Origin of the sequence: Corynebacterium sp. 51B, from assembly GCF_008930785.1 — a bacterium.
Taxonomy (GTDB): domain Bacteria; phylum Actinomycetota; class Actinomycetes; order Mycobacteriales; family Mycobacteriaceae; genus Corynebacterium; species Corynebacterium megadyptis.
This window is the reverse complement of record NZ_PQMK01000002.1, coordinates 238985-258384: the sequence shown is the minus strand read 5'-3', so window position 1 is coordinate 258384 and position 19400 is coordinate 238985. Positions and strand designations below refer to the sequence as shown.

Sequence of the window (19400 nt, the reverse complement as noted above, 5' to 3'; positions counted from 1 at the left end):
ATTAGAAATCGCCCCCTTCAGCTGTGAAAATAAGCATTGCGGGCGGCGTCGATAAGGCGTGGGGTGCACGCGCACACGCGGGGCGTCTTCGGCGGTAAGTGAAGACGCCCCGCGCGGACAATAGTGTGAAAACCGATCCATGAACGCTCGGAGCCTCAGCGACCGCGAGTTCACGCTAGCGACGAAGGTGCGGAAGTATCGTGACCCCGGCGTGATGCTCTCACCGTGGGCCCGTCCGCTGTCTCTGCATCAGAGTCAGGTGTCGAGGTGATCTATGCGCAATCCGTAGATTATCGAGGAGGTCTCGGTGAACAGAGTCACGATAAACATTCACCTTCGCTTAGCTCTACCCTCGCGCATCTCTAGCGCGGAGAGGGATCAGATTATGGCAATGCTCGCTACGAAGGGGACGTGCGACGCTGTTACTAGAAAAGACGCTGCTTCAGCCATCCACTCTCCTTTGCTGACATGAAATTGCTCTGAACAGGTATGCGATATATCGCCGAGAATCTCACCCGATGCGCGCCGTAGCGGTAGCGACCCGCTGCGACTTAGACAACCCCGTCCTAGGCGCTGGTGGTTATCTCAAAAAACCCGTGTGAACTTCTCACCCCTCACTCTAGACCCCCGGCCGCGGCGGGGGAAGAGATTCGCTATTTTTCCGCCCACGAACGTCTGCTTGCACCCCATCCTGCCACCCCCGCGCTGGGGCGGGCAGATCGGCACACCGGCATTCGTTTTAAGGAGCACCTTAATTTTCCCACCCGCTGAGCTGGGGTAGCGTGAGGCTCATGAGTGGTTTTGATACGTCCCGCTTCCCCTGCTCGCGGCGCAGCTTCCTCAAAGGCGTCGCCGCAGCGACCGCCGCTACCGCCTCCGGCGCCTTGCTCGCTGCCTGCGGCAGCTCTGAGACCGCCGCGCAGGTGGATTCCGCATCGATACCAGTGGGAGGCGCCGTCTTCGTCGACGGCTGGGTTGTGGCACAGCCAGAAGAGGGAGTGTTTACCGCCTACTCCGCCACCTGCCCACACGCCCAGGGCCCCATCGATCACCTCGAGGACGTCGATGGCGAGCAGGTGGCCGTCTGCTCCAAGCACATGTCGAAATTCAGCCTGGCCGATGGCTCGGTCATCGAAGGCCCCTCACGGGATCCCATGGTGCCGGCCACGATCGACAAAGCCGGCAACGAGCTGACTGTCTCCTAAAGACCCAGCGTCACACTGGGTGCGGGAGGTACACTTCTCGCGCTTCGAGGGGCACTCACCTCCGCTTTTCCGCACTACCCTCTATGGGGGATAGAACAGGCACCATATCGGAGTCTGGTTTAGGCTCCCTCTATGCACCACGCCGATATCGACTCCACGTCATCTGCTACTACGCATCAGCCCGCGCCCTCGCGCACGGAGCGCCTAGATTCTCTTCCCGTGACCAGAAAACACGCTCAAATCTTGGGCGGCTCTGGAATCGGATGGGCGCTCGACGCGATGGACGTCGGGCTTATTTCTTTTATCATGGCGGCCCTCACCGCCCACTGGGGCTTGAGCCATACCGAAACATCGCTGCTGGGATCTATCGGCTTTGTGGGGATGGCGATAGGCGCCACCTTCGGTGGTTTGCTCGCTGATAAATTTGGTCGCCGCTCCGTATTCACCCTCACCTTGCTGGTGTACGGCATCGCCACCGGCGCCTCCGCGCTTGCTGGCAGCCTCGCTGTCTTGCTCGTGTTCCGCTTCATCGTCGGCCTGGGGCTCGGCGCCGAGCTACCTGTGGCCTCCACCTTTGTCTCTGAGTTCGCTCCGCGCCGCATCCGTGGCCGCATGGTGGTCATCCTCGAGGCCTTCTGGGCGCTGGGCTGGATCATCGCCGCCTGTATTGGCGCATTCGTGGTGGCCGCCGACGATAACGGCTGGCGCTGGGCTCTCGCTTTGGGCTGTATCCCCACCGTGTATGCGCTCGTCGTTCGTTTTGGCATGCCGGAATCCGTCCGCTACCTCGAGGCCACGAACCGCCACGAGGAGGCCGAGAAGGTCGTCCGTTCCTTTGAAGAGTCCCCGGCTCTCGGACGCCAGCCGCAGCACGACCGCGCGGTGGCGGCAATGGAACCCGAGGTGGCGAACGCCCACTCTATTTGGGCATCGCCGCTACGACGTCGCACCGCAGCCCTGTGGACGGTCTGGCTCTGCATCAACCTCGCCTACTACGGGGCGTTTATCTGGATTCCCTCGATTTTGCACGAGCAGGGTTTCACCCTCGTGAAATCCTTCACCTTCACGCTCATCATCACGCTGGCGCAGCTGCCCGGCTATGCCGCGGCCGCCTATCTGATTGAGCGTTGGGGCCGCCGCTTGACCCTCGCGGTCTTTCTTGCCGGTAGCGCCACCGCGGCGCTGAGCTATGGTTTGAGCTCGGCGGAGTGGCAGATTATTGCCTCCGGCTGCTTCCTCAGCTTCTTCAACCTCGGCGCATGGGGCGCGCTCTATGCCATTGGGCCGGAGCTCTACCCCACTGCTCTGCGCGCCACCGGCACCGGAGCGGCCGCTGGTTTCGGCCGTATCGCGTCTATCGCCGCCCCGCTGATCGTTCCGCCCCTGCTCGCCTTCGGCGGGCAGGTCATGCTCTTTACCGTCTTCGGTATGGCGTTCGCGATCGCCGCCGCCGCGGCCTTAACGTTGCCGGAAAATACCAACGTGGCACTGGATTAGCCGCAGCACCGCCGCTCTCACAGCACGTGAGATGGCGGGGTATACAAACGACAAGAAGGGGCGCCGAGTGCGCCCCTTTTTCCTACCATGCGCCATAGAGAGCTCAAGACAAAGCAACAACCTCCCCTTCGCTTCCACCTAAATGAAAGTAAAGGGGAGGTTGTACGTTGTACCCCGTACGGGATTTGAACCCGTGTTACCGGCGTGAGAGGCCGGCGTCCTAGGCCGCTAGACGAACGGGGCATAGGAACCAGCATGAAGCGTGCTTCATACTGAAGCTGGCCTACCAGGACTCGAACCTAGAATGACGGTACCAGAAACCGTTGTGTTGCCAATTACACCATAGGCCATTGCGCTCAGCTGCTGATTGTTATCAGCTCCTGCTGTGCAACGAGGAATACTATAACCATGACGGCTCTCATTGCACAAACCAGCAGCTCAAGCGCGATTTTAGAGCCTTATCGAGGCCCCGATTGCGTTAGTTGGCGCTCTCCTCGCTCCACGGGGTGCGCGCCCGGGCAGCCTGCAGGCGAGCCAAGGTGGAGTCCTTGCCCACCAGCTCCATGGATTCAAACAGCGGCGGCGACACCTGGGCGCCGGTGAGTGCCACGCGCAGGGCGCCATAGGCCTTACGCGGCTTCAGCTCTAGCTCTTCAATCAGACGAGAGCTCAGGGCCGACTCGATCTGGGCGGTGCTCCACTCCTCGAGCGGCTCGAGCACGGCGATCGCCTCGTCGAGGGCCTGGACGGCATCCTCCTTGAGGTTCTTGCGCGCTGCCTTCGGCTCCAACTCGAGGTCCTCATCGGCGACAACGAGGAAGCGCAGCAGACCCCACGCATCGCCCAAGGTCTTGATCCGGGTCTGTACCTGCTCGGCAGCGAAACGGAAGGCGTCGTCGGGATACTCCGCCGGGAAGTCGTGGTACTCGCTGAGATAGGTGCGCAGGCGGGAGGCGAAATCGTCGAGCTCCAGCAGGCGGATGTGATCGGCGTTGATGGCCAGCATCTTCTTCTCATCGAAGCGAGCCGGGTTGGACAGCACATCGGTGATGTCGAAGTTCTCGATCAGCTGGGAGGTGGTGAAGATATCTTCATCCTTGCTCAACGACCAGCCGAGCAGGGCGAGATAGTTGAGCATGCCCTCTGGGATGATGCCGGCATCGCGGTGGTTAAAGAGGTTCGACTGCGGATCGCGCTTCGAGAGCTTCTTATTGCCCTGCCCCATCACGAAGGGCATGTGCCCGAACTCTGGCACGCGCTGGGCCACGCCGATCTGCATGAGCGCCTCATACAGCGCGATCTGGCGCGGCGTAGAGGGCAGGAGATCCTCGCCACGCAGGACGTGAGTAACCCCCATGATGGCATCGTCCACCGGATTCACCAAGGTGTAGAGCGGCTGGCCATTGGAGCGGGCCACCACATAGTCCGGCTGGGTCTGGGACTTGAAGGAGATCTCGCCTCGCACCAAGTCATTCCACGCCCAGTCCTTTTCCGGCATGCGCAGACGCCACACGGGCTTGCGGCCTTCGGCCTCAAACGCGGCCTTTTGTTCCTCGCTGAGATCGCGGTCGAAGTTATCGTAGCCCAGCTTGGGATCGCGCCCTGCGGCCTTGTGGCGCTCCTCCACCTCCTCTGCGGTGGAGTACGCGGGGTAGACCAGTCCGGCGTCGATAAGCTTCGACAGCACCTCCTTATAAATGTCACCGCGCTGCGACTGACGATAAGGCTCGTGGGGGCCGCCCTTTTCCACGCCCTCGTCCCAGTCGATTCCCAACCAGTTCAAGGAATCGATAATGGCCTGGTAGGACTCTTCGGAGTCGCGGGCAGCATCCGTATCTTCAATGCGGAAGATCATCTTGCCGCCCGTGTGGCGGGCGTAGGCCCAGTTGAACAGGGCGGTGCGCACCATTCCGACGTGCGGAGTGCCGGTGGGCGATGGGGAAAAACGAACGACGACTTCTGAAGTATGAGACATGGTTGTCTAGTCTAGTAGCTTTCCCGTGGCCTGCATGAACTAGCATTACATGCCATGGCCCGATTCGCTCACCGTCCCTCTTCTGCACCGGATTTCCTGCTCTCTCGTGCCCATGGATCAGTGCGCACCCAAGGATCGCGCGCTACCTATAGCGACCCATGGGAAGCCGTGGCTGCGCTGCGCGAGGGGCGGGTGACGATGGTGGTCGGCGCCCTTCCTTTCTTGCGCGATGATCCCGCAGCACTGACCGTGCCCGAGCGAATCATTAGCGAACAAGGCCCCCTCGAGCCGCACGCGCACTATCGCATCGGCCCCGGCTCGCAGCTGCACTCCGAGCTTGTTGGCGTCGACCCCGACGAGGACGAGCATCGGGCGCGGGTGGAAGCGGCCGTCGCCACCATCGCACGCACCCGTCTGGAAAAGGTGGTGCTTGCCCGCGCGGTGGACGTGCGCTTCGACCCACCGGCCGATCCGCTGCTAGTGGCCGCCAAGCTCATTGATCGCTCCCCCCACTGCGATGGCTTCATCGCCGACCTCTCCCCCGCTGGCGGCGACCACGCCCACACCATGTTGGTGGGCTCCTCCCCCGAGGTTTTGGTGCGTAAACGTGGCACCACGATCAGCGCCTATCCACTGGCTGGTTCGGCACCTCGCGGCGTCGATAAGCGCAGTGATGAGGAACATGGGCAGCGGCTCTACAACAGCGCCAAGGACCTCGCCGAGCATGCCCATGTGGTGCAGCATTTGGAGCGCACCTTGCGACCGCTGTGCGAGACGCTGAGCATTCCCGAGCGCCCCGAGCTGACCAAAACCGCCGAGATGTGGCACCTCGCCACCCCCATTACGGGCACGGTCAAGGAAGCAGAGATGACTGCCCTCGAGTTGGCCCTGCAGACGCACCCCACCCCGGCGATTTGCGGCACCCCCACCGATGCCGCAGAGGCAATCATCACCGCCACCGAGACACCGCGCGGGTTCTATGCTGGCGCCGTGGGCTGGTCCAATCGGCGCGGGGACGGCGAGTACATGGTGGCGATCCGCTGCGCCGAGGTCGATGCCTATGGCACCCACGCGCGCACCTGGGCCGGCGGCGGGATCGTCGCCGATTCCGATCCGCAGGCCGAACTCGATGAAACCACTGCCAAGCTGCGGACCATTATGTCCGCGCTGGGGTTGTAGGGGTTCACGCGGGCCTGCGGGACTGCGGGCGTAGGGCTCGCGCGACATACGACAACCACCCGCCGCCGAGTGGGATCTCAGCAGCGGGTGGGCATAAGTGTGAGGCCGCGACGCGCGGCGGCCGCAGGGGCGCGGCCGGTTTAGGCGCGCTCGACGGGGTTGGCCAGACGGCCCAAACCGGGGATCTCGATCTCGATGTGATCGCCGGGGAACATTTCCTCTGTTCCTGCCGGGGAGCCGGTAGAGATAACATCACCCGGCAGCAGCGTCATGGACGCGGTAATGAACTCCACGATCTCTCCCACGGACATGATCATCTGCGAGGAGTTGGAATCCTGCTTGGTCTCGGTGACACCGTTGTGCGTCAGGTGTGCCTTGATGGGCAGGTCCTCAAGATCGAGGGAATCGAGGTCGGTTTCGATCCACGGGCCCAGCGGGCAGAAGGTGTCAATGCCCTTCGCGCGCGACCACTGGCCATCGGAGAACTGCAGATCACGGGAAGAGACATCGTTGATGACGGTGTAGCCGAGGATCACGTCCTTCCAATTCTCGGCCTTGACGTTCTTGCACGGGCGCCCGACGATGAGCGCCAACTCGCCCTCGAACTCCACTCGAGTGGCGAAATCGGGGATCTTGATGGCAGCGCCCGGGCCCACCACAGCCGTCGGCGGCTTCAAAAACAGCGTTGGGGGCAACGCATCCGCAGACTTCTTAAACACCTCCGCCACGTGGTCCGCGTAGTTGCGACCGATCGCGCAAATCTTCGACGGCAGCATCGGTGCGAGCAACTTCACCTCGGCGATCGGCCAGCTACGGCCCGTGAATTCCGGCTTAGTGAAAGGAGTCTCTTTGATCTCCTTCGCTACCTGGTCCTTACCTTCCCCCTCGATGACGGCGAAACACATTCCTTCTGGGTGGGCAATTCGTCCAAAACGCATGCCGACCATCTTAACCAGCCTGCGCTTCCACGCGCCGCTAATCGGGCATAAAACCTGCTACAGCATGGCGACTCTCCCACCAGATGGGGTTAGTTTCCGCGCTGCTACTACGCATCAGAGCGGCTGATCCCCCATCGCGCTCGCGAGCAGGGAAAATCAGGGCCACCTAAGCGGCGCCACTCTGATGCGTAGTCACAACTGAATATCACGCAGAGTGGAGTACCCGAGGTGTGCCCTCATGGCTAGGTAGAGCTCGGCGCAGGCGATGGCGTCGATAAGCGCATTGTGATTGGGATAGCGCGGCAAGCTATAGCGGGCGCGCACCCGTGGCAGGCGAAGGTCCTCGCCGCGCGGATAGGTCGACATCTTTTCCATGTGCGTGCGTTCGAGTTGGAAGGTGTCGGCGGTGGGCACTTTCAGGGACGCGCCGAATTCCTGCGCGCAGAGCGCAGAGAGGAAGCGCTGCTCGATCGGGGCGAAATGCACCAGCATGGTGGTGCCCGCGAGCCGGGGAAGGAACGCCTCCAATGCCTCGCGGGGGCTTAAGCCGGTGGCGAGTTGGGTGTCGGTGAGATGGTGCAGCGTCGCGGAGGTGCCCACCGAGCGGTCCTGTTTGATGAGCATATAGCCGGCCTCGCCGAGCTGGATTCTGCGGCCACGCACCGGCACCCACCCGATCGAGAGCATGGCGTCTTTTTTCGGATCCAGGCCCGTGGTCTCAATATCGACGGCGAGCAGCTCCGCCTCGTCGAGGGGCGTGCGCGGGTCTTGAGCGGCGACGGCCTCGAACTCGGCGAGCGCGCCGGTGGCCTTCTTTTTTCCCCAGCCGAACATCAGATGCTCCGCACGGGGTATTTGGTGCTCAGGGCTGATTGCATCGAGCGGATGATGGAAAAGGCATCGCGGAGGCCTTCGCGTTCGATGGTGCTGAGCTGTTTGGGGTCGATGTGGTAGTCCACGGCTTCTGGGGCGGCGCCACTACGCAGCTGCGCCGCCTGGTGGCGCTGCACCACGGTGTTAAGAAAATGGAAGCTATCGAGCAGATCAGCCCCGCCTTTGGCGGAGACCCAATTGCTGGCCATGGCATACTCCAGGCGCTCGGAGGTGCCGAGAGGCCGCGTGCTGATCTCGGCGGGCGCGGATAGGGCAAAGAGGCGGGCCATTTGCACGATCGTGGCCGTGCCGCCCTTTTTCACGTTGAGAGTATTGGCGTAGTCTCCGCTGCGTTCCACCACGAGCCCACGGAAGAACCCCAACGGGGCATCGCGTCGTGCCGCAAGCGCAGCCAAGTGGGCGTGCATCCTGCGCGCCCCGTGGGCTTGATCATTCGCGGATTCGATGACCTCCTCAGCAAGCGCCAGGGTGCCGGCGACACCGCGCATGTCGAAGAACACCTGCGTGTGCAGCACCGCCTCCGGCTCTGGGGCGGATACCCACGTGTGGAAGGTGCGCTTCCACTGGCTCACCGTCATGCGCCACTCGGGGTTGGAGGCCATCATCTCGCCGGGGCAGAGCACTTGGCCGGCGGCGGCAAGCCGCGTGCACACGCGCTCATAAAACGTGGCGAAGTAGTCTCCATGCGCGCCGGAGTCGAAGTCGTCGGCGAGGATGAGAGCATTGTCCTGATCGGAGGCGAAGCCCATTTCGCGGCGCCCGTGCGAGCCGAGCACCACGAAGCAATAGTCCACCGGGGGCGGACCCATCTCCTCTTCCGTGAGCGCGACCAGCCGCTGCGCTAGGGCATCGGCGGCGAGGGTGAGCAGGCCAGAGACCTCCGCGGGATCGGCGCCGCGCTCGATGAAGCGGGCGGCCACTTCCTTCGCGGAGCTATAGACCTCTGCGAGCTCCGCATCGGTTTCGGCCCGCTCCATATCGGCGTGCACGAAGATCGGATCATTGCGCAGCAGGCGCATAATATCGCCCGAGGCGACGATGCCGACGAGGTTGTGATCATCGATCACCGGCAGGTGGTGGATGCGGTATTGGGCCAGCAGCAGCATCGCTTCGAAGCCGCGCATCGAGCTGCTCACCGTCACCGGATCTGGGGTCATCACCGCAGAAATCGGCAGCGAGGAATCGATCGCCTCCGCCACCACTTTCTTGGTCATGTCCCTATCGGTGACGATGCCGAGCAGCCGCACCGTATCCTGTGCCGCATCGACGAGCACCCCGTCCTCCAACGCGCTCTCCTCGCCCTCGACCACCAGCAGGCTGGACACGCGCTGGGAGGCCATGCGCGCCCCCGCCTCTCTAATGGAGGTATCGGGACTACAGCAGGCGGGCCGGCGCACCATGCACTCGCCCACCGAGCTGCGCAGCGCATCGGAGGCCGACTCCTCCCGCATCTGGGAGGCCGTCGCCCGAATCCGCTGCGACTGCGAGCAGAAAAAGCGATGCACCTGCGGCTGGTTCTCGCAGAGCTCAAGAAATGCCTCGCGCGGCAGCCGCAACAGGAGGCTATCCTCCACCGCGACCATCGTGTACATCGACGGAGAATCATCCTCGAGCGTCGAATAGCCGAAGGAGCGCCCAGCATCGCGGCGATCGAGCAGCAGCCCATCCTCGCCGAGCACGTCCACCGCGCCCGAACGAATGATATTGAGAAAGCTATTGGGCTGTCCCGCACTAAAAATAACCTCGCCGGCGCGGACATACTCCACCACCACATGCTGCGGCAGCTGGCTCAGCGCTTCCGGCGAAAGATGACTAAAGGGCTCGTGCTTCGATAAAAAATCGCGGATCTCTTCCAGTTCTACGTTCATGTCCCGTAGTGTAATTCACTTCACTTTTGAGACGACGTGTTTTAGACCAAAATGATCCGCGATTGTGACCTAGATCTCCACTGTGGCACCATTGCTTATCGACGTCGCCCTCCTGCTACTACGCAGCAGAGCGCCGACAGCAACGCCCCAGGTGCCCCGAGCCGCGCGAGACGAAGGCGGCCCGGGGAGCGGCGCACGGCTAGCTCAAGCGAGCGACGATATCGTCTCCCACCGCCGTGGTGGAGATGGCGGCATCGGCATCGCGTGCCGATAGATGATTCTGCACAGCCTCCTCGATGCGCTGGGCATTAGCCTCGTCATCTAGATGGCGCAGCAAGAGCGCCATCGAGAGAATGGCGGCCACCGGATCGGCCACACCGGTGCCGGCGATATCGGGGGCGGAGCCATGGACGGGCTCAAACATCGAGGGATTCGTGCCGCTGGCGTCGATATTGCCGGAGGCAGCCAGGCCAATGCCGCCGGTGATGGCGCCGGCCTCATCGGTGAGGATGTCGCCGAAGAGGTTGTCGGTGACAATCACATCGAAACGGGAGGGATCCGTGACTAGGTAAATCGTGGCGGCGTCGATATGGCAATAATCCACGGAGACCTCGGGATAGTCCTTAGCCACCGCATCCACGGTGCGCTGCCACAAGGAACCGGCGTGCACGAGCACATTGGTCTTGTGCACCAGCGTGAGCTTCTTGCGTCGTGACTGAGCCAGATCAAAGGCATAACGCACCACGCGCTCGACACCAAAACGGGTGTTCTGGCTTACCTCGCTGGCCACCTCGTGCGGAGTGTTCTCCCGCAGGGTGCCGCCATTGCCGGCATAGAGCCCCTCAGTACCCTCGCGCACGACCACGAAGTCCACATCACCGGGATCGCGCAGCGGCGAGGTGGTGCCCGGATAGATCTTGGAAGGACGCAGATTCACGTGGTGATCAAGGGCAAAACGCATCTTGAGCAGCAGGCCTCGCTCCAACACACCCGGGGGAACCTCCCCTGGTGCACCGATAGCGCCAAGCACAATGGCGTCGTGGCGCTTCAGCTCCGCCAGATCGTCCTCGGTGAGCAGCTCGCCATTGCGGAGATAGCGGCGCGCCCCGAGGTCAAAATCGGTCGTGGCAACGTCGTCACGCACTGCATGGAGCACCTTCAGCGCCTCGGCCGTGACCTCCGGCCCGATACCGTCGCCGCCGATGACTGCAAGTTTCAACCCAGATTTCATAGAGTGATACACCTTTCCCATATAGTGAACAGCGCTAGTGTAGCACGTTAGCCCTGCTCCGCGAGCACAATAACCGTGCGCTGCAACTGCAGCACCGCCGCCACCGCGCTACGCAGCGCCGAGTCGAAACCAGCCTCGTCACAGCCGGCCACCTCCACCGCGGTGTGCACCGCACACCACCAGCCCTGCTCCCCTTTCACTGGGAATGCCGCCGCATCATCGACCTTGCTGGTCGCGAAATTGCACACATGCGCCAACTCTCCAGGCTCGCTGTCCACCTGCGACATGGCGACCACCTGCAGATGCCCAGCACGAGTTGCCCCAAAGTCCACCGGCAGGCCATCGATAGCAAACTCAATGCGACCCGTCTCCGCAGAGGGCTGCACCTCACTCACCCCATGGGCCTTAAACCACGTAGCCACAGACTGCATCACTGCTGCACGGGCGGCATCATCGGGATCTTCCGCCGCAAGGTTCGGGGCGGGCTCAGCAGAGTCCGCGGCGGAGATCATCCCGCAGGCCGCCATGGCCCGGTCCCGATACGCCGGTTCCGAGATGCTACTACGCAGCAGAACTGTGCCGCTTTCCGCATCAGCGACAAGTTGGGCGCCGGGATTGGCGGAATTATAGGCCGCAACTGCGAGAAGAGCGCGGGGATAGTCGTCGACGGTGAAGCTCACGGGCAAAGTCTCAGAGTGCATAACTCTGTAGCGTAGTAGCACCTAAAAATAACCCGCGTGACTACCCGAGTATCGCTACTCGGAAGCCACGCGGGCAGCAGGCGACGTGATTAGTCCAGGCAGAGCTGGAAGACGAGGGAGGCGTCGAGCTTCTCGCCGATGCTCTCCACGACCTCTTCGGGAATTTCCTGATCGATGCGCAGGATCAGGGTGGCGCCGGAGCCGGTGGCGTCCTGGGACAGTGCGGCGGCGTTGATATTGACCCCGCACTCGCCGAGCACGGAGCCGACGATGCCTACCGCACCCGGGGCGTCGGTGTACTGCAGGAAGAGGTTGTGACCTTCGGCGCGCAGATCGAGTCCGCGGCCATTGATGCGCACAACCTTCTCCACGCTGTTCAATCCGGTGAGGGCGCCGAAGACCTCGACAGCGCTGCCGTCGCTCGCGATGACCTTCACCCCGAGAACGGAGCGGTGGGTCTGGGCCTCGGTGGCGGTAGAGACATCCAGCTCCACGCCGCGGGACTCGGCGATCTGCGGGGCGTTGACGAAGGTCACGGGCTGATCGACGGTGGTGGCGAACACGCCGCGCAGCGCCGACAGGCCCAGTGCATCGATATTCTCGGAGGACAGCTCGCCGCGGCCCTGGACCTCGACGCGCACGGCAGCGCCGTCGAGCAGGTGCACTGCCACGAGTCCCAGCTTGCGGGCCAGCTCCAGCCATAGGGCCACTTCCTCGCCCACGGCGCCGCCGGAGACGTTGACCGCATCGGGGACGAACTCGCCGGCCAGGGCCTTGAGCACGGAGTCGGCCACGTCGGTGCCGGCACGATCTTGGGCCTCAACAGTGGAGGCGCCCAAGTGCGGGGTGACGACTACCTCGGGGCAGGCGAAAAGTGGGGAGTCCGTGCAGGGCTCGGTGGCATAGACGTCGAAACCGGCGCCGCGGATGGTGCCGGCCTGGATGGCGTCGACAAGCGCCTGCTCATCGACGAGACCACCGCGCGCGGCATTGATGATGATCTGCCCCTTCTTGGCCTTGGCGAGCAGCTCGGCGTCGAACATACCGGCAGTCTCCGGGGTCTTGGGCAGGTGAATCGTGACAAAGTCGGAGCGCTCCATGAGCTCCTCGAGCTCCACGAGCTCCACGCCCAGCTGGCCGGCGCGGGCCGGATTGGCGTAGGGATCGTAGGCGATGATGTCGGTTTCGAAGGCGCGCAGGCGCTGGGCGAAGAGCTGACCGATGTGGCCGAAACCGACGATACCCACCGTTTTCCCGTAGATTTCCACGCCCTTGAAGGAGGAGCGCTTCCACTCGCCCTCGCGCAGGGTGGCGTCGGCGGCGGGGATCTGGCGCGCGGTCGAGAGCAGCAGCGAGATGGCGTGCTCGCAGGCGGAATGGATATTGGAGGTGGGGGCGTTGGCCACCATCACTCCCTGCTCGGTCGCGGCATCGATGTCCACGTTGTCCAGGCCCACGCCGGCACGGCCCACGATCTTCAGCTTCGGCGCCGCGTCGAGCACCTCCTTGTCCACGGTGGTGGCAGAGCGCACCAGCAGCGCGTCGGCGTCCGCGACCGCAGCGAGCAGTTCGGGGCGGTTGGGACCGTCAACCCACCGCACTTCCACGGCATCTCCGAGCGCATCGACGGTGGACTGGGCGAGCTTATCTGCGATGAGAACGACTGGACGGGTTGTCTCGGTCACGAGGAATCTCCTGGGAATATGGGGTGTTGGGCAGCTTCCGGCTGATGCGTGACGACGCCGCCACGCCCTCATAGAAAGTCTGACATTCCAGACTTGCGGTGAGGCCAGAAACAGGCCCACCCTCTGCTGCGTAGTACAGCGTGGGTGGGGCCTTTTAAATCTTAATGGCTAGGAGACCGATCCTTGCTGAATCGGCCTCAATTGGGGGGATTTTATTGATAGGACACAAACCACGGACGCGGCTCGATGTCCATCGTCTCCTCTGGGGTGAAGGTGGGAGAATCCTCGTCGTAGAAGTTCTTCCACGCCAAGAAGATGCGCGGGTCGAGGCCGTCCTTGAGTACATCCCAGGTTTGGAACTTCAGGTCTGGGGTACCGTGGCCGTCAGCGTGCAGCACGATGGCCAGCTCGGGGTAGTCCACATTCAGCTGCTCGCGGTTGCGGATCATCTGCAGCTGGAACTGGTGCAGCACCAAAGGCTTCTGCGGCAGGTTGTTTTCATCGACCAACTTGGCGAGCCAATCGGAGACCTCGTTCACCTCGGCAGCGTCCACATGGCCCACATTCTGCAGGGGCAGATCATTCGGCCCGAGCTTCCACTCCGGATCGAGCGCCAAGCCCACATTGGGGCGCTTGAGCAGCTCTTCATAGAGCTTGGCTTGGTCGAGCAGACGCGCCCGGCCGGGCTGCAGATCGAGCACCGCATAGCCGCCAACCTCGGTGATGGCGTCGAGATAGTCGAGCAGCTCCTCGGTCGTGGCCTCATTGGAGTAGTCATTATCATCACCCGGATCCGAGGAGGCCACGGTGGCCATCATCTCGAAGGCGGGGATGACCGGATCGTCCACGTACTGCTGGTACTGCTCAGCGATATCGACCACGCGCTCCGCGGCGGACGCAGAATCCTGCTCACCCATCGCCCCCAAGGCAGGACCAGTGTGGTGGCCATAGAGGGCAACCACGTGGCGGCCCGGGAATACCAGCTGGCCGCCACCGGGCTGTTCCTCGGTGACGTCCTGGCTGAGCACAATGCGCTTCTTCAGGTTCTCCTTGGAGCCAAAGAGACGACCCAAGGCGATCACCGGCTTATCTTCCATGCCGGCCACGGCCTTGATGCCCTCTTCCGAGGCGCGCGGATCGGGCCACGGCAGCGCAACCAGGTCAGCGCCCCATGCCTTAGCGGTAGCCGTCGCCGGTATACCGCTCATCGGGGAGGTCAGCACCACCGGAGAGTTGCCGTCGTCAAGCGCGGACTGCGCAGGGAAATTCTCCTGCTCCTGCGCCTTGCCCTCGGCCGGGGTGGAATAGCCCTCCGGAACCAGCAGGGTTGGCTGCTTGGGATCCAGATTCACAATGTCCGTGATGGACTGCCCGATATCGCCGGTGGTCTTCTCAGTGAAGCTCTGCGAGGTGGCGGCCTCTAGGGAGGCGATGGTGCCTTCGTCCTTGATGAAGGTGATATCGGCATCATCGGTTGCCTCAGCCGCAGCGAAGTCAGTATCGCCGACCAGCAGCACCTTGGTGGCCTTGAGACGCTTGAGCTCCTCGAGGATCGCGGCGCGGTTATCGGGAGTATTCATCAGCATCGGGGCGTGGGCCACGGCCGCGATCGATGCGCCGCGCAGCTGCGAGGCCTTAGCCATGCCAGAGACCACCGCTGTCTCGGAGTGGTCATAGAAGAGCTCGGAGGCGTCAATGCCGGAGAAATCGTTATCGCCTACCACGAAAGGGGCCTCGCCGAAACGGGGGTCCACGTCGCGGGCTGCCGCTGCATTCGACGCCGCCGGTTTATTATCGGCGCCGCCATTGTTATTAGAGCACGCCACTCCCACGCTGGAGAGCATGAGCACACTCGCGGCGATCGCGATAGCCTTGTTCTTCTTCACTAAATAATCCTCTCGCCCTGACGGGTTCGATTGCTGGTTTGCCTAGGTCCTAAACGTATCCGCCTACCCAGAGGACGCGGTCTCGGCTACGGGCTAAGCGCACACTACGCAGCAGCCCGGCACTACTCGGCGCGCCACCGTGCCGAGGTCGCATGAGCGCACATCGACACGCACCCCCGTGGGCAGTATTGACAGCTTAGCCTAGCGCATCTTATTACTCTCCCGTGCTTTCTTCGGGGCATTGGAAGGCATCGGGGCCCTCGTGGCCACCACGCAGATCGTTTTCATCCACGTCGTGAATTGCCTCGTTGCCCATGGCTTCCTCGATGGCCTGCACCACGCGCCGGCGGCGATCGGAGAAGAAATCCTCTGCCTTCGCCGCGTGCAGATACTCGGGGGTAAGCATTGAGGTGGCGAGCACTGCGTCGAACTCGGCATCTTCCATGATGGACTTCGACTGCACCCGCGGCAGATAGCGCGAGGGCGGGGTTCCCGAAATCACCACCTGGGTGCGTCGCCCCATGGGGGCGCGGTTGAGCACCGAGTTATACAGCACGGGGTCCACGCCCTGCTCGGCGCACCACCGCGGCGGGAAGATGTAGTGGAATCCGGCGTCGAGATCCTCGATATTATCGCCGGTGAATTCCAGCCCGGTGCGCCAGTCCTTGGCGCCGCGGCCCATCATGAGCGCAAAGATTCCCTTATAGGCGGTGGAATCGGCGTCGATGCTGAGCAGACGCGACTCAGCGAAGCGCGCCTTCGCCACGCTCGCGGGCAGCTCCGCATCCGCAGCGGCGCCAGACTCCCCTGCTGTACCGGACTCCCCTGCTGTACCAGCCTTCCCTGCTGCATCAGCCTTCTCTGCGCGGGCGGCGGCGAGCACCCAGCGCGGCACCTCATTGACGTCTCGGGCGGCCCGGTTGGCCACCGCGGCGGTGCCGTAGAGCTCGCCCAGAATAACGCACCAGAACCAGCGATAGAGCCGGTCCCATGCTTTGCGAGACTGCCATACGTCCGGTTCCTCCTCCAGAATCGCAAGGATGACGGCCAGCGCCACCAGCTGGGAGGTATAGGGCACCTGGTCGCGGGTGAAGATGCGGCGATCGCGGAGGAATTTCGCGGTGTGCGCGAAGGCCACCCGCATCGACTCGGCGGCCGGCTTGTACTCCTCCAAGGTAAGCTGGAGAATATCCTCGCGCTGGCCTGAGGCGCGGCCGCGCCGGTAGGTCACCAGCAGCGTCACGGCTTTGAGGAAGTCGGTGGTGCCGACATCGCCCAAGACCTCGAAATTGGAGAGCACATCCTTGGTCTTCTTCCAATCGTCTCCCAGCTTGTACTCGCTGTCCTCGGTGGCAAAGACCGAGGTGAGAAGATCGAAAACGCCCATGCGTAGTCCCCCGGAGTTGGCGTGGGCAAAAATGGAGCCGATACCGCCGGTGTGGGTGTCGCGATCCAGCCGGATCATCGGCACGCTGTAGCGAGATAGCGGGCGCACGACGCGGTTCATGATGGTCTTCGTACGGTCGCGCGTATCGGCGTCGCCCCGGGCGGCGAGATCGAAGAGCATATTGGCGCCCTTGTCATTCAACAGGTCAGCAATGGGAATGACCTCATTGCTCAGCTCCGCCTCATGGTCGGTGACCCCACCCTCGATGAAGGGGCCGAAATGGGTGTGCACGATGCCTTTCTCGTCCACGGAAAACACCGCCTCATCGGGCAGGATATCGCCCTCGAGCGCCTTGTTGATGTCCAGATAGAACTTGCGGCGCACCCGCTTCCGGCGAAAGTCCACGGTGTCGATGTAGCCATCGCCGCTCAAGGTATGAAACAGCGTGGTCAGCCGCTGCTGGCCGTCGAGAAGCAACCATCCCGGATCGGAGCCTTCATTCGGCGCGCCCTGCAGCGGTCGCGGTTTGAAGCGTACCGGCTCGCCGCGCACATCCAGCGTCATCAGCGTGCCGATCGGATAGCCGCGCAGCACCGTCAGGATAAGGGCGCGTACCCGATCCACATCCCAGCGGAAGGAGCGCTGGAAATCCGGTAGCTGCAGATCACCGCGATTGATGCGGGCAAACAGGTCAGTCAAAACATAGCTTGGCGTACTAAAACCCATACCCTTAAACCTAGCGCCTTATCCCCGTCGCGGCGCGATAGCGCTTATCGACGCCGCCCCGCGGCACCTACTCGCTTTGGCATTCGACTTCCTCATGCCCTGCATGCTCCTCGGATTCAATCTGAATGGTGGCATGCCCCAGGCCCATATCCTTCAACGCGGCAGTGGCGGTGTCGAGGACTACGCAGTGGCGCGAGGAGTCCAAGGAATCGTCGACCACAAGGTGGCAAGAACACAGATGCGTAGTGCCATCGAGACTCCAGATGTGAATGTCATGTACCTGCCTGACCTGATCGATCTCGATGAGACGCTGCTCCACCTGCTCGACGGTGACCCCGGCCGGAGCGTGCTCGAGAAGCACTTGGCTGGCATCGAACACCAGCCGCAGGGAGCGCGGCAGAATCATCGCGGCGATAATGACACTTGCAATGGTATCGGCTGCCACGAAGCCGGTGTAGCGGATAATCAAGCCGGCAATAATGACTGCCACCGAACCCAACAGGTCGGTAATCACATGCAGATAGGCCCCACGCAGGTTCATACTGTCGTGCTGCCGCCGCACCAAAACCACCGCCGCGATGGTATTCACGACCAAACCGATAATGGCGACGATGAGCATCATGCCGGTGTCCACGCTGTGGTCATGGCCAAAACGCCCAATTGCCTCAATGAAAATATAAATTGCAATACCTGTGACGGTGAGGGCATTGATGAGGGCAGCGAAGACTTCCATGCGCTTATAGCCAAAGGTTGCGCCTGCGGAATGCGCGGAGCGCCCCACCACCATTGCGATGAGGGCGATAAAAAGCCCCGCCGAATCGGAGAGCATATGCGCCGCGTCGGACAATAGAGCCAAAGATCCGGAAATGAGGCCAACGATGAGCTCGGCGAAAAAGACCGCAGCTGTCAGGCCGATAACGATTAGCAGCGCCCGCAGCGAGTCGGTGGGCACATGCGCATGCGCATGGTCGTGGCCATGGGCGTGACCGTGACCGTGGTTGTGGTCGTGGTTGTGACCGGAGTCGTGCGCATGCTCCTCGTGGGAGGAGTGGGAGCCGTGGGAATGAGGGGAGGAGGTAGTCATGCCCGTAGCCTATCCTCTATTTTCAATAAATTCCAATATTGAAAATATTATGGGTAGCCTGTACGCACAAAAGCCCCACCATAGGGTGGGGCTTTTGGCTCTATGGGGCTACTACGCAGTGGCGTCCAGCGGGTTCTTGACCCAGGACATCATGTCGCGCAACTTCGCACCGGTCTTCTCGATCGGGTGGTTGGCGATCTGCTCGCGGTAGTCCTTCATCTTCGGCTGGCCGGCCTCAACGTCGGCAACCATGTCGCGCACGAACTTGCCCGACTGGATATCAGCGAGCACCTCTTCCATGCGCTTCTTGGCCTCGGCATCGATGATGCGCGGGCCGGCGACATAGCCGCCGAGCTCAGCGGTCTCGGAGATGGAGTAGTTCATGTTCTCCAGGCCGCCCTCCCAGATGAGGTCCACGATGAGCTTCATCTCGTGCAGCACCTCGAAGTAGGCCATCTCGGGGGCGTAGCCCGCCTCGGTGAGCACCTCGAAGCCGGTCATCATCAGCGATTCGAGGCCACCGCAGAGCACTGCCTGCTCGCCGAAGAGGTCGGTCTCGGTCTCTTCACGGAAGGAGGTGACGATCACGCCGGCACGGGCGCCACCGATAGCGGCAGCATAGGACAGCGTGAGGTCCTGGGTGTCGCCGGAGGGATCCTGGTCGACGGCGATCAGGCAGGGCACGCCCTTGCCGTCAACGAACTGACGACGAACCAGGTGACCGGGACCCTTGGGGGCCACCATGCCGACGGCGATGTCCTCGGCGGGGGTGATCAGGTCGAAGTGGATGTTCAGGCCGTGACCGAAGAGCAGCACATCGCCGGACTTTAGGTGCGGCTCGATCTGCTCGGTGAAGATCTTCGCCTGGGAGGTATCCGGGGCCAGGATCATGATGACATCTGCCCATTCGGACACCTCAGCGACGGATCCAACCTCGAAGCCAGCCTCTTCGGCCTTAGCGGCGGACTTGGAGCCCTCGCGCAGACCGATCTTGACCTCGACACCAGAGTCGCGCAGACACTGAGCGTGAGCGTGGCCCTGGGAGCCATAGCCCACAACCGCAACCTTGCGGCCCTGGATGATGGACAGGTCGGCATCGGCGTCGTAGAACACTTCAATAGCCATGTTGGAGAGATCAACCTTT

At 62.6% G+C, this 19400-nt stretch carries 14 protein-coding genes and 2 tRNA genes; 3 read left to right on the top strand and 13 right to left on the bottom strand.

All coding sequences use genetic code 11. The features are described from left to right. The first annotated feature begins 791 nt into the window (after positions 1 to 791). Positions 792 to 1205, top strand: a complete 414-nt coding sequence (locus GBB14_RS04100; RefSeq protein WP_151530297.1) for a Rieske (2Fe-2S) protein — start codon at positions 792 to 794, stop codon at positions 1203 to 1205. 132 nt (positions 1206 to 1337) lie between these two features. Then, on the top strand, positions 1338 to 2702 hold the full coding sequence (locus GBB14_RS04095; protein WP_192796223.1) for an MFS transporter: 1365 nt from the start codon (positions 1338 to 1340) through the stop codon (positions 2700 to 2702). Positions 2703 to 2872: 170 nt separating this feature from the next. Here the strand turns inward: GBB14_RS04095 and GBB14_RS04090 are convergent. The 3 genes from GBB14_RS04090 to gltX form a co-directional block, all read right to left on the bottom strand. Next, a tRNA-Glu gene (locus tag GBB14_RS04090) sits at positions 2873 to 2945 on the bottom strand. Between the two features lie 35 nt (positions 2946 to 2980). Then, positions 2981 to 3052, bottom strand: a tRNA-Gln gene (locus GBB14_RS04085). A 128-nt stretch (positions 3053 to 3180) separates the two neighbouring features. After that, a complete protein-coding gene (gene gltX / locus GBB14_RS04080; protein ID WP_151530298.1) occupies positions 3181 to 4677 on the bottom strand; it encodes a glutamate--tRNA ligase in 1497 nt (498 codons plus the stop codon). Positions 4678 to 4731: 54 nt separating this feature from the next. Here gltX and GBB14_RS04075 point away from each other — a divergent pair, with 54 nt between their 5' ends. Then, positions 4732 to 5856 (top strand): isochorismate synthase MenF, encoded by a 1125-nt coding sequence (locus tag GBB14_RS04075; RefSeq protein WP_151530299.1) that lies wholly within the window; start codon positions 4732 to 4734, stop codon positions 5854 to 5856. 140 nt (positions 5857 to 5996) lie between these two features. On the opposite strand, the gene GBB14_RS04070 is transcribed toward GBB14_RS04075, so the two are convergent. The 10 genes from GBB14_RS04070 to ilvC form a co-directional block, all read right to left on the bottom strand. After that, the gene (locus GBB14_RS04070) at positions 5997 to 6794 is read right to left on the bottom strand and encodes a fumarylacetoacetate hydrolase family protein (RefSeq protein WP_151530300.1); all 798 of its coding nucleotides are present in this window, start codon (positions 6792 to 6794) and stop codon (positions 5997 to 5999) included. A gap of 192 nt (positions 6795 to 6986) precedes the next feature. Continuing rightward, on the bottom strand, positions 6987 to 7628 hold the full coding sequence (locus GBB14_RS04065) for an exonuclease domain-containing protein (RefSeq protein ID WP_151530301.1): 642 nt from the start codon (positions 7626 to 7628) through the stop codon (positions 6987 to 6989). Beyond that, on the bottom strand, positions 7628 to 9556 hold the full coding sequence (locus tag GBB14_RS04060) for a DUF294 nucleotidyltransferase-like domain-containing protein (RefSeq protein ID WP_151530302.1): 1929 nt from the start codon (positions 9554 to 9556) through the stop codon (positions 7628 to 7630). The genes GBB14_RS04065 and GBB14_RS04060 overlap by 1 nt, the downstream gene beginning before the upstream one ends. A gap of 199 nt (positions 9557 to 9755) precedes the next feature. After that, on the bottom strand, positions 9756 to 10775 hold the full coding sequence (locus tag GBB14_RS04055) for a 3-isopropylmalate dehydrogenase (RefSeq protein WP_151530314.1): 1020 nt from the start codon (positions 10773 to 10775) through the stop codon (positions 9756 to 9758). 59 nt (positions 10776 to 10834) lie between these two features. Beyond that, positions 10835 to 11488: a hypothetical protein gene (locus tag GBB14_RS04050; protein WP_151530303.1), complete on the bottom strand. Its 654-nt coding sequence runs from the start codon at positions 11486 to 11488 to the stop codon at positions 10835 to 10837. Positions 11489 to 11577: 89 nt separating this feature from the next. Next, positions 11578 to 13173, bottom strand: coding sequence for a phosphoglycerate dehydrogenase (gene serA, locus GBB14_RS04045; protein WP_151530304.1), 1596 nt, complete (start codon positions 13171 to 13173; stop codon positions 11578 to 11580). A 212-nt stretch (positions 13174 to 13385) separates the two neighbouring features. After that, positions 13386 to 15059 carry a cell wall-binding repeat-containing protein gene (locus GBB14_RS04040; protein WP_151530305.1) on the bottom strand — a complete coding sequence of 558 codons (1674 nt, stop codon included), beginning with the start codon at positions 15057 to 15059 and terminating at the stop codon, positions 13386 to 13388. Between the two features lie 214 nt (positions 15060 to 15273). After that, on the bottom strand, positions 15274 to 17172 hold the full coding sequence (locus GBB14_RS04035) for a DUF262 domain-containing protein (RefSeq protein WP_151530306.1): 1899 nt from the start codon (positions 17170 to 17172) through the stop codon (positions 15274 to 15276). Between the two features lie 67 nt (positions 17173 to 17239). Beyond that, positions 17240 to 18256, bottom strand: coding sequence for a cation diffusion facilitator family transporter (locus GBB14_RS04030; protein ID WP_151530307.1), 1017 nt, complete (start codon positions 18254 to 18256; stop codon positions 17240 to 17242). 111 nt (positions 18257 to 18367) lie between these two features. Next, entirely contained in the window at positions 18368 to 19381 is a 1014-nt protein-coding gene (gene ilvC, locus GBB14_RS04025; RefSeq protein ID WP_151530308.1) for a ketol-acid reductoisomerase, read from the bottom strand. Positions 19382 to 19400 lie beyond the last annotated feature (19 nt).

Excerpts from the sequence above, each read along its gene's own strand:
- GBB14_RS04100 (WP_151530297.1), top strand. The coding sequence starts at position 792 with ATGAGTGGTTTTGATACGTCCCGCTTCCCCTGCTCGCGGCGCAGCTTC.
- GBB14_RS04095 (WP_192796223.1), top strand. The coding sequence starts at position 1,338 with ATGCACCACGCCGATATCGACTCCACGTCATCTGCTACTACGCATCAG.
- gltX (WP_151530298.1), bottom strand. The coding sequence starts at position 4,677 with ATGTCTCATACTTCAGAAGTCGTCGTTCGTTTTTCCCCATCGCCCACC.
- GBB14_RS04075 (WP_151530299.1), top strand. The coding sequence starts at position 4,732 with ATGGCCCGATTCGCTCACCGTCCCTCTTCTGCACCGGATTTCCTGCTC.
- GBB14_RS04070 (WP_151530300.1), bottom strand. The coding sequence starts at position 6,794 with ATGCGTTTTGGACGAATTGCCCACCCAGAAGGAATGTGTTTCGCCGTC.
- GBB14_RS04065 (WP_151530301.1), bottom strand. The coding sequence starts at position 7,628 with ATGTTCGGCTGGGGAAAAAAGAAGGCCACCGGCGCGCTCGCCGAGTTC.
- GBB14_RS04060 (WP_151530302.1), bottom strand. The coding sequence starts at position 9,556 with ATGAACGTAGAACTGGAAGAGATCCGCGATTTTTTATCGAAGCACGAG.
- GBB14_RS04050 (WP_151530303.1), bottom strand. The coding sequence starts at position 11,488 with ATGCACTCTGAGACTTTGCCCGTGAGCTTCACCGTCGACGACTATCCC.
- GBB14_RS04035 (WP_151530306.1), bottom strand. The coding sequence starts at position 17,172 with ATGGGTTTTAGTACGCCAAGCTATGTTTTGACTGACCTGTTTGCCCGC.
- GBB14_RS04030 (WP_151530307.1), bottom strand. The coding sequence starts at position 18,256 with ATGACTACCTCCTCCCCTCATTCCCACGGCTCCCACTCCTCCCACGAG.
- ilvC (WP_151530308.1), bottom strand. The coding sequence starts at position 19,381 with ATGGCTATTGAAGTGTTCTACGACGCCGATGCCGACCTGTCCATCATC.